The 9,412-nt window shown below is 71.4% G+C and carries 9 protein-coding genes; 6 read left to right on the forward strand and 3 right to left on the reverse strand.

What is annotated here, in order from left to right; all coding sequences use genetic code 11:
• The first annotated feature begins 134 nt into the window (after nucleotides 1–134).
• Together HCN51_RS38590 and HCN51_RS38595 are read left to right on the forward strand one after the other, a co-directional pair.
• Nucleotides 135–1,256: a CaiB/BaiF CoA transferase family protein gene (locus HCN51_RS38590; protein ID WP_168016898.1), complete on the forward strand. Its 1,122-nt coding sequence runs from the start codon at nucleotides 135–137 to the stop codon at nucleotides 1,254–1,256.
• Nucleotides 1,253–2,404, forward strand: a complete 1,152-nt coding sequence (locus HCN51_RS38595; RefSeq protein ID WP_168016900.1) for a cytochrome P450 — start codon at nucleotides 1,253–1,255, stop codon at nucleotides 2,402–2,404. Before HCN51_RS38590 ends, HCN51_RS38595 begins: the two co-directional genes overlap by 4 nt.
• Here HCN51_RS38595 and HCN51_RS38600 read toward each other — a convergent pair.
• Nucleotides 2,361–3,584 (reverse strand): FAD-dependent monooxygenase, encoded by a 1,224-nt coding sequence (locus tag HCN51_RS38600; protein ID WP_168016902.1) that lies wholly within the window; start codon nucleotides 3,582–3,584, stop codon nucleotides 2,361–2,363. The genes HCN51_RS38595 and HCN51_RS38600 overlap by 44 nt on opposite strands.
• Before the next feature lie 79 nt (nucleotides 3,585–3,663).
• Here HCN51_RS38600 and HCN51_RS38605 point away from each other — a divergent pair, with 79 nt between their 5' ends.
• A complete protein-coding gene (locus HCN51_RS38605) occupies nucleotides 3,664–4,185 on the forward strand; it encodes a TetR/AcrR family transcriptional regulator (protein WP_168016904.1) in 522 nt (173 codons plus the stop codon).
• A gap of 22 nt (nucleotides 4,186–4,207) precedes the next feature.
• On the opposite strand, the gene HCN51_RS38610 is transcribed toward HCN51_RS38605, so the two are convergent.
• Nucleotides 4,208–4,660 (reverse strand): effector binding domain-containing protein, encoded by a 453-nt coding sequence (locus HCN51_RS38610; RefSeq protein WP_168016906.1) that lies wholly within the window; start codon nucleotides 4,658–4,660, stop codon nucleotides 4,208–4,210.
• Nucleotides 4,661–4,756: 96 nt separating this feature from the next.
• On the opposite strand from HCN51_RS38610, the gene HCN51_RS38615 reads away from it, so the two are divergent.
• The gene (locus HCN51_RS38615; protein WP_168016908.1) at nucleotides 4,757–6,196 is read left to right on the forward strand and encodes a GuaB1 family IMP dehydrogenase-related protein; all 1,440 of its coding nucleotides are present in this window, start codon (nucleotides 4,757–4,759) and stop codon (nucleotides 6,194–6,196) included.
• Between the two features lie 28 nt (nucleotides 6,197–6,224).
• Here the strand turns inward: HCN51_RS38615 and HCN51_RS38620 are convergent, their stop codons facing one another.
• Nucleotides 6,225–7,037, reverse strand: coding sequence for an SDR family NAD(P)-dependent oxidoreductase (locus tag HCN51_RS38620; protein ID WP_168016910.1), 813 nt, complete (start codon nucleotides 7,035–7,037; stop codon nucleotides 6,225–6,227).
• A 78-nt stretch (nucleotides 7,038–7,115) separates the two neighbouring features.
• Here HCN51_RS38620 and HCN51_RS38625 point away from each other — a divergent pair, with 78 nt between their 5' ends.
• Both HCN51_RS38625 and HCN51_RS38630 read left to right on the forward strand, forming a co-directional pair.
• Complete coding sequence (locus HCN51_RS38625; protein WP_168016912.1) at nucleotides 7,116–7,490, forward strand: FKBP-type peptidyl-prolyl cis-trans isomerase; 375 nt, start codon at nucleotides 7,116–7,118, stop codon at nucleotides 7,488–7,490.
• A 162-nt stretch (nucleotides 7,491–7,652) separates the two neighbouring features.
• Entirely contained in the window at nucleotides 7,653–9,176 is a 1,524-nt protein-coding gene (locus tag HCN51_RS38630) for an ATP-dependent DNA ligase (RefSeq protein ID WP_168016914.1), read from the forward strand.
• Nucleotides 9,177–9,412: the final 236 nt, after the last annotated feature.

Raw genomic sequence — 9,412 nt, forward strand, 5'->3', positions numbered from 1 at the left:
ACCCCTGTTGACCACCCGACAGTGGGCAAGTTTCCCATACCTCCCAGTTGTTCGCCGGAAGGTCGGAAAGGCCGCTTGCACCAGTTCACCGAATGTTGTTCTACTGGGGCAGGGTCCACAGCAAGGAGAGGCCGATGCCTGAGGTTCGCCGAGGTCCGCTGTCCGGGGTGCGCGTGCTGGAGCTCGCCGGGCTCGCCCCTGGGCCGTTCGCGGGGATGATGCTAGCCGATCACGGTGCGGAAGTCCTGCGTATCGACAGGGTGAAGGCGGTTTCCGATCGCCCGCGCGCCGATGTCATGGACCGCGGCAAGCGCACGATCGGGCTGGATCTGAAGGCGCCCGAGGGAGTGGCCGCGTTCAAGGAGCTGGTCCGGCACGCCGACGTCGTGATCGAGGTGTTCCGCCCGGGAGTGGCCGAACGGCTCGGCATCGGCCCCGACGACCTGCACGCGATCAACGAGCGGCTGATCTACGGCCGGATGACCGGATGGGGGCAGGACGGGCCGCTCGCCCCGACGGCCGGGCACGACATCGACTACATCGCCGTCTCCGGCGTGCTGTCGATGCTGGGCCGCGAGGGGGAGAAGCCGACCCCGCCGATCAACATCCTCGGCGACTTCGCCGGCGGCGGGCTCATGCTCGCGTACGGGGTGCTGCTGGCCCTGTACGAGCGCGAGCGCACCGGCCTCGGCCGGGTGATCGACGCGGCCATGGTGGACGGCGCCGCGATCCTGTTCTCGATGTTCTACCAGGCGGTCCAGAGCGGCCACTGGGGCCCGCACGGCACGAACCTGCTGGACACCGGCGCCCCGCAGTACGACACGTACGAGACGGCCGACGGCGAGTACGTGGCCGTGGGCTCCCTGGAACCGCAGTTCTGGGCGGCCATGACCGGCCTCATGGGCCTGACCGACCTGCCCGACAGGAACGACCGCGCCCAGTGGCCCGCGCTCAAGGCCCGCCTGGCCGAGGAGTTCAGGAAGCGCACGCGCGCCGAGTGGGAGGCGATCTTCGACGGCTCCGACGCCTGCGTCTCACCCGTCCTGTCGATGGCCGAGGCGCCGGAGCACCCGCACAACGCCGCCCGCGGCTCGTTCGTCCAGGTCGGCGGCGTCACCCACCCCGCGCCCGCGCCGCGCCTGCTCGGCGTGCCGGCGCAGGACCTGTCCCCCGCCACCCGCCTGGACGACCTGTCCGGCTGGGGCCTGCCCCAGGAGGAGGCGGACAAGCTACGCGCCCAAGGGGTACTCGCATGATCGACTTACTCGACGGCGACCTCTACGCCGGCGACCCCTCCCCCGTCTACGCCTGGCTGCGCGAGCACGCCCCCGTCTACCGCGACGAGCCCAACGGCCTGTGGGGCGTCTCCCGCCACGCCGACATCTCCGCCATCGAGCGCGACCCCCGCCTGTGGACCAGCACCGTCGGCTACCGCCCGCAGCTGCCCTCCGAGCCGTCCATGATCGGCCTGGACGACCCGGAGCACGCCGAGCGCCGCCGCCTCGTCTACCGCCGCTTCACGCCCCGCCACGTGCACGACCGCTATGCGGACCGCGTCCGCGAGGTCGTCGTCGAGCTGATCACCGGCGCACTCGAACGGGGCACGGTGGACGCGGTGAGCGAGCTGGCCGCGCCTCTGCCCGCCCGCATGATCGGCTGGCTGCTCGGCTTCCCCGACGAGGACTGGCCCCGCCTCAAGCACTGGTCCGAGACCACGATCGTGGCCGGCGGCGGGCTGCGTTACGTCACGCACGAGGCCGCCGTGGCCGCCGGCGAGTACGGCCAGGCCGTGCTGGAGCTGGCCGCGCGGCGGCGCGCCGACCCGCGCGACGACCTGCTGTCCCTGTGGTGCGCCACCCCCGGCTACGACGACGAGTGCCTGGCCAACGACGCGCTGCTGCTGCTCGACGGCGGCGCCGAGACCACCAGGACGGTCATCGCCACCGCCATCGACGCGCTGATCCGCCACCCCGACCAGTGGCGGCTGCTGCGCGCCGACCCCGGCCTGATGGAGGGGGCGGTGGAGGAGTTCATCCGCTGGACCACGCCGATCCTGAACATGTGCCGGGCCGCCACCCGCGACACCGTCCTGCACGGGCAGGAGATCCGCGCGGGCCAGCAGGTGCTGCTCATGTACGGGTCGGCGAACCGGGACCCCGAGGTGTTCACCGACCCCGACGTCTTCGACGTGACCAGGAAGCCGGGCGGGCACATCGCGTTCGGCCTGGGCACCCACTTCTGCCTGGGCGCGGCGCTGGCCCGGCTGGAGCTGCGGATCTTCTTCGAGGAGTGGCTGGCCCGGGTGGGCTCGGCCGCGTGGGCCGACTCCGAGGGACCGCGCATCCTGCCCAACGCCTTCGTCAGGGGCGTGACGTCGTTTCCCGTGGTGCTGCGTAGTCCTTGAGCCTGATCGCGTCGTGCAGGCGCATGTTGCGGCCGGCCAGCTTGACCGCCGCCCTGGTGAGACCGACGGGCACGTGGTTGATCAGCCGCACCAGGCGCGCCATCGCCCACAGCTCGAACCGGCTGCCCGGCACGATCTTGCGTGCCGCGTTCACCGCGAACGCCCGGCTGCGGCGCACGTACTCGCCCAGCTCCGCCTCATACGCCGGGAAGGCCCGCGTGTGGTCGCCGCCGTGCGCCGCCAGCTCTCCCGCCAGCACGTACGCCCCCACCACCGCCAGGCTCGTGCTGCCCCCGACGGCCGGGCCCGGGCAGTAGCCGGCGTCGCCCACGAGCGAGACCCGGCCGCGTGACCACGTGTCGAGGCGGAGCTGGGTGATCGAGTCGAAGTAGAAGGCGGGCGTGCGCTCCACCTCGTCCAGCAGCCTCGGGATCTCCCAGCCCAGGTCGCCGAAGTGCGCGCGCAGCAGCTCCTTCTGCCGGGCGACGTCGCGGTGGTGGTAGTCGAGCGGCTGCTCCGTCCTGAACAGGAACATCGCCCGCGCGTCGGCCATGTGCGCGGCCGCGTACATGCCGCCCATCCGGCCGGCGCCCGCCACGCCCACCATGCGGCCGTCGAGCCCCAGGTGGTTGGGGACGGAGGCGACCGCCAGGTACCCGCCGATCCACGTGGTGTAGCGGGACTCGGGGCCGAAGACCAGGCGGCGCACGTTGGAGTGCAGGCCGTCGGCGCCGATCACCAGGTCGAACCGGGCGGGCGCGCCGCGCTCGAAGGTGACCTCGCCGTCGCCTGCGATCGAGGTGATGGAGTCGCCGAAGACGTAGGCGGCGTCGTGGCGGGTGGCGTCGTAGAGGATCTCGCTGAGGTCGTCGCGCATGATCTCGACGTGCCGGTCGGAGACGGCGCCGAAGATGCGCCGCAGCTCCAGCTCGGCGAGGGGCGCGCCGGCCTCGTCGTACACGGTGAGCCACTCCGTGCCGGTCTTCTTGGCCAGCACGTCGTCCAGCACGCCCATCCGCTCGGCGATGTCCATGGCGGGGCGGAACAGGTCGACCGCGTGGCCGCCCGTCTTGCGCAGCGCCGGGGCCCGCTCGACGACGGTCACGTCGAAGCCGTACCTGGTCAGCCAGTACGCCAGCACCGGCCCCGCGATGCTCGCGCCCGAGATGAGAACCCGCATGACCCCTCCTTACCTATCGTTAAGTAAGTACGCTAGCACGCCGTCTGACTTAACGGTAGGTAAGGGATATCCTCGGATCATGCCCAGTGACACCAAGACCCGCATCCAGGCGGTGGCCCGCGAGCTGTTCGTGCAGCAGGGCGTCCAGAACACCAGCCTGCGCCAGATCTCCGAGCGGCTGGGCATCACCAAACCCGCGCTCTACTACCACTTCTCCTCACGCGACGACCTCGTGCGCAGCATCGTGCAGCCGCTGGTGGAGGACATCGAGCGGTTCCTGCGCGACCGGGGCCAGGCAGGCGAGCCGCGCGAGCTGCTCGCCGACTACTTCGAGCTGATCTGGCGGCACCGCGAGGTGATCGTGATGATGGTGCGCGACCTGTCCACGCTCGGCTTCCTCGACCTCGGCACGCGCATGTTCGAATGGCGGCGGGAGCTGGTCGCCAGGCTGCTCGGGCCCGAGCTCGGGCTGGAGCAGCAGATCCGCGCCACGGTGGCGCTGGGCGGCATGTCCGACTGCGCGGTGGAATTCGCGCACCTGCCGCTGGAGGAGGTCAAGCCGACGGCCGTCGAGACGGCGGCCGTCGCGCTCGGACTCTAGCTCACACCGCGATGTAGCCGGTTCAAATCGCGAGGTAGAGATCCACCCCGTCGGGGTGGTGCACCTCGAGATCCGTCGTGAAGGCACGCGGTGGCGTGCCGCCCGACTCGGTGTGCTTCCACACCGACTGCCACGCCTCGACCAGAGCCTGCGGCAACGGGCCGCGTACCTCCAGCTTCAGCGACTGACCGCCCGGCACCCGCACCGCCACCATGCCCTCCGGCAGCCGCGGCACCGTGCGCACGGCCGTGCCGACGATCTGCGTGTAGGCGCCGTGGTGGTCGCTCTCGTAGTCGGTGAGCACCGCGTAAAGGTTCTCGTCGACGCGGCCGGGCACATGCGCGAAGGCCCCGGGCGCACCGGCCCGCTGCCACAAAACCGGCAGTTTCGCCCGCGCCGGATCCATTTCATCGACGTTCGTGGTACGTACGGCGAAACCGACCACCAGCAGTTCGGCCCGTTCGGTGACGTTCACAGACCCTCCCTCCCCCAAAAGTGTCCCGGCCGATCATAAGGCCCCGCGAAACGGGGAAAAGCCTTGTTGAGCCACCAGCGCATAAGATGGATGAACGTGAGATTTCTCAACGACCTCGAGCCACATTACGACCTGACCTATAGCGACGTGTTCATGGTCCCGGCGCGTTCCGCGGTCGGCTCCCGGCTCGCAGTCGATCTATCGACGAACGACGGCACCGGCACCACCATTCCCATCGTCGTGGCCAACATGACGGCCGTCGCCGGCCGGCGCATGGCCGAGACCGTCGCGCGGCGGGGCGGCATCGTCGTCATCCCCCAGGACATTCCGCTCGACGTCGTGGCGAACGTCGTCGACTGGGTCAAGAAGCGCGACCTCGTCCACGACACGCCCCTCACCCTGACCCCGCACGACACCGTCGGCGAGGCCCTGCAGCTCCTGCCCAAGCGTGCCCACGGCGCCGTCATCGTCGTCGACTGGGAGAACCGCCCCGTCGGCGTCGTCACCGAGGCCGACTGCCGCGGCGTCGACATGTTCACCCAGCTCGACCACGTCATGTCGCGCGAACTGCTCACGCTGCCCGCCGGGCTCGACCCGCGCGCCGCCTTCGACCGGCTGCACGAAGGCCGCCACCGGCTCGCGCCCATCGTCGACGACGAAGGCCGGCTGGTCGGCATCCTCACCCGCACCGGCGCCCTGCGCGCCACCCTCTACCAGCCCGCCGTCGACGCCCAGGGCCGGCTGCGCATCGCCGCCGCCGTCGGCGTGAACGGCGACGTCGCCGCCAAGGCCAAGGAGCTGCTCGAAGCCGGCATCGACTGCCTCGTCGTCGACACCGCGCACGGCCACCAGGAGAAGATGATCACCGCCCTGCGCGCCGTCACCGCCCTCGACCCCGGCGTGCCCGTCGCCGCCGGCAACGTCGTCACCGCCGGCGGCGTCCGCGACCTCGTCGACGCCGGCGCCGACATCCTCAAGGTCGGCGTCGGGCCCGGCGCCATGTGCACCACCCGCATGATGACCGGCGTCGGCCGGCCCCAGTTCTCCGCGGTCCTGGAGTGCTCCGCCGAAGCCCGCCGCCTCGGGCGGCACGTGTGGGCCGACGGCGGCGTGCGCCACCCGCGCGACGTGGCCCTCGCCCTGGCCGCCGGGGCCTCCAACGTGATGATCGGGTCGTGGTTCGCGGGCACGTACGAATCGCCCGGCGACACTCACATCGACGCCGACGGGCGCGCCTACAAGGAGAACTACGGCATGGCCTCCGCGCGGGCCGTGCGGCTGCGCACCGCCGAGGACTCCGCGTTCGACCGGGCCAGGAAGGCGCTGTTCGAGGAGGGCATCTCCACCTCCCGCATGTACCTCGACCCCAAGCGGCCCAGCGTCGAGGACCAGATCGACGCGATCGTGGCCGGGCTGCGGTCCTCGTGCACGTACGCGGGGGCGTCGAACCTGGAGGAGTTCCACGCCCAGGCGGTCGTGGGGATCCAGAGCTCGTCCGGGTACGCGGAAGGCATGCCGCTGCACCAGAGCTGGTGATTCGTCGTCAGATTCGTCGTCAGTCGCACTAGGTTCGCCGCCAGCCGCCGGCCGCGTTGATGCCGCCGTCCACGTGCAGCGTCGTGCCGGTCACGAACCTGGCGGCGTCTCCGGCCAGGAACACGGCCGCCGCGGCGGCGTCGCCCGGCTCGCCCAGGTGGCCGAGCGGCGGCACGCGTACCGGCTCGTAGGGCAGCTCATGGGGCAGCGGGCGGGCCAGCATGCGCTCGCGCACGCCCGCCTCGCCCTCGGTGCGGATCGCGTCGGGGGCGATGGCGTTCACCCGGATGCCCTGGGGAGCCAGCTCCAGCGCCAGCGTCCTCGTGAGGCTCTCCAGGGCCGCCTTCATCGCCGCGTACACGGCGAACCCGGGCGCGGCCTGGTGGGCCTCGCTCGACGTCACGTTGATGATCGACCCGCCCGCCCCCATCATCGGCAGCAGGCGCCGGATCATGCCGGTGACCTGCGTGAAATTCTCCTCGATGAGGGTCTGCTCGCCGCGCGCCGAGGTGTCGGCGAACCCGGCGTGGAAGGTGCCGCCCGCGTTGTTGACCAGCACGTCCACGCGGCCCCAGCGCTCGCGTACGGCCTGGGCGAACACCTCCGCCGCCAGGTGGTCGCGCACGTCGAGCGTCATCGCCAGCCCGCTGTCGGGCTTGTCGCGATCGGGCGAGTCGCGGTCTGGTTTGTCGCGGTCTGGTTTGTCGCGGTCGCAGACCGCGACGTGAGCCCCCAGCGCGGCGAACGCCTCCGCGATCGCCAGGCCGATGCCCCTGGCCGCCCCGGTGACGACGGCCACGCGGCCGGTGAGCAGGAACGCGTCAGGAGAAAGGGCGGCCATGAACACCGACGATATCCCGACCGCATAGAGTCGTCGGGTCCATTCTCTTCGAGAACCACCGTCAACAGGAGCACTTTCGTGGCACTCCAGAAGCCCGAGATCGATTTTCCGGGCGGCACCCCGCCCCAGGACCTCGAGATCGAGGACCTGACCGTCGGCGACGGCCCCGAGGCCAAGCCCGGCCAGACCGTCCGCGTCCACTACGTGGGCGTGTCCTTCTCGACCGGGGAGGAGTTCGACGCGTCGTGGAACCGCGGCGAGGCGTTCGAGTTCCCGCTGGGCGCCGGGCGCGTCATCGGCGGCTGGGACCAGGGCGTGGCCGGCATGAAGGTCGGCGGCCGGCGCAAGCTGGTCATCCCGCCGCACCTCGGCTACGGCACCCGTGGCGCCCCTCCGCGCATCAAGCCGAACGAGACGCTCATCTTCGTCGTCGACCTGCTCGGCGTGAGCTGAGCCTCCGTGCCCAGGCGCCGGCGCCCTCCGTGGCACCGGCGCCTACGCCTTTCATGACCCGCGCCCGCGTGATCCTTGCCCGCGACACTCCCGTTCGCGACACTTGCCGCTGACGGCAATACCAAGTGGGGAAATGTCCCCGTCGTGAGGCACCATAGGCGTGTGCTTCTGATCGACGTGGTACGCGTGTCCGAGGCGGTGACGCGCACGTCCGCGCGGCTCGGCAAGGTGGGCCACCTGGCGGAGCTGCTGGGCCGGGTCGGGCCGGACGAGGCGGAGATCGCGATCTCCTACCTCTCCGGCGAGCTGCCCCAACGTCAGGTCGGCGTGGGCTGGCGCACGCTGGAGGACGTCCCGCAGCCCAAGCTCGCCGCCACCGCCACGCTCACCGACGTCGACCGGCTGCTGAGCAAGATCAAGGCTGTGTCCGGGCCGGGCTCGCAGGCGGCACGCAAGGCGCTGGTGGCCGAGCTGTTCGCGGGGCTGACCAGCCAGGAGCAGCAGTTCATGCGGCGGCTGCTGCACGGCGAGCTGCGCCAGGGCGCCCTCGACGGCGTCATGATCGAGGCCATCGCCAAGGCGTCCGGCGCCCCGTCGGCCGACGTGCGCCGCGCGCTGACGCTGCGCGGCTGGCTGCCCGCCGTCGGCGCCGCCGCGCTGAGCGGCGGGGTGGCGGCGCTGCACGCGTTCCGGCTGGAGGTGGGGCGGGCGGTCGCGCCGATGCTGGCGGGCAGCGCGCCCAACGTGGCCGCCGCGCTGGAGAAGGCGGGCACGCCGGCGGCGCTGGAGTGGAAGCTCGACGGCGTCCGCGTGCAGGCCCACCGCTCCGGGCCCGAGGTGCGGGTCTTCACCCGTACGCTCGACGACATCACGCCGCAGGTGCCCGAGCTGGTCGAGGCCGTCCTGGAGATGCCGTCCACGGATCTCGTGCTCGACGGCGAGGTGCTGGCGCTGCGGCCCGACGGGCGGCCGCATCCGTTCCAGGTGACGGCGAGCCGGGTCTCCAGCAAGACGAACGTCGCCGCGCTGCGCGCGCAGACGCCGCTGAGCGTGTTCTTCTTCGACGCGCTGCGGGTCGACGGCGCCGACCTGCTCGACCTCCCGTACGCCGAGCGCCAGGAGGCCCTGGCCCGCACGGTCCCGCAAGATCTGCTGACGCCCCGCCTGGTGACCGGCGAACTGGCCGAGGCCGAGCAGTTCTTCACCGACGTCGTCAAGGCCGGGCACGAGGGCCTGGTCGTCAAGTCGCTGGCCTCCCCCTACGCGGCGGGCCGGCGCGGGGCCGGCTGGATCAAGGTCAAGCCGCGGCACACGCTCGACCTGGTGGTCCTGGCGGCCGAGTGGGGGCACGGGCGGCGCGAGGGCAAGCTGTCCAACCTGCACCTGGGGGCGCGCGACCCGGAGGGCGGGTTCGTGATGCTCGGCAAGACGTTCAAGGGGCTGACGGATGAGCTGCTGGCCTGGCAGACCGAGCGCTTCCTGCAGCTCGCCGAGGGGCCGACCGACGAGTGGACGGTGCGGCTGCGGCCCGAGCTGGTCGTGGAGATCGCCTTCGACGGGGTGCAGCGCTCACCGCGCTACCCCGGCGGCATGGCACTGCGGTTCGCCCGGGTGCTGCGCTACCGGCCCGACAAGCGCGTCGAGGACGCCGACACCGTCGAGACGGTGCGCTCGCTCATGCTCTGATCCTTTACGCGTTCGGCTGATTGTCGAAGATCCACGGCGTACGCTCGGGCTTCGAGGCACTCTTGCGGCATAAGTGAGATATTTCACTGGTCGTCCCATTAAGTTGCCTTTACCTGCACTTTGTCGCATATGTTCGTGCCCACTGCGCGGGATCCCCCACCCCGCGCCCGGATCGGCCGCCGCACGCCCCCACTCCCCACGGCCCCGGCCTTTCCCCGCCCTGTTCCCTATCTAGG

The organism is Nonomuraea composti (assembly GCF_012034275.1).
Taxonomy (GTDB): Bacteria; Actinomycetota; Actinomycetes; order Streptosporangiales; family Streptosporangiaceae; genus Nonomuraea; species Nonomuraea composti.

Bases quoted from the DNA above. Each gene is read 5' to 3' on its own strand.
- HCN51_RS38590 (WP_168016898.1), top strand. From the start codon at position 135: ATGCCTGAGGTTCGCCGAGGTCCGCTGTCCGGGGTGCGCGTGCTGGAG.
- HCN51_RS38595 (WP_168016900.1), top strand. From the start codon at position 1,253: ATGATCGACTTACTCGACGGCGACCTCTACGCCGGCGACCCCTCCCCC.
- HCN51_RS38600 (WP_168016902.1), bottom strand. From the start codon at position 3,584: ATGCGGGTTCTCATCTCGGGCGCGAGCATCGCGGGGCCGGTGCTGGCG.
- HCN51_RS38605 (WP_168016904.1), top strand. From the start codon at position 3,664: ATGCCCAGTGACACCAAGACCCGCATCCAGGCGGTGGCCCGCGAGCTG.
- HCN51_RS38620 (WP_168016910.1), bottom strand. From the start codon at position 7,037: ATGGCCGCCCTTTCTCCTGACGCGTTCCTGCTCACCGGCCGCGTGGCC.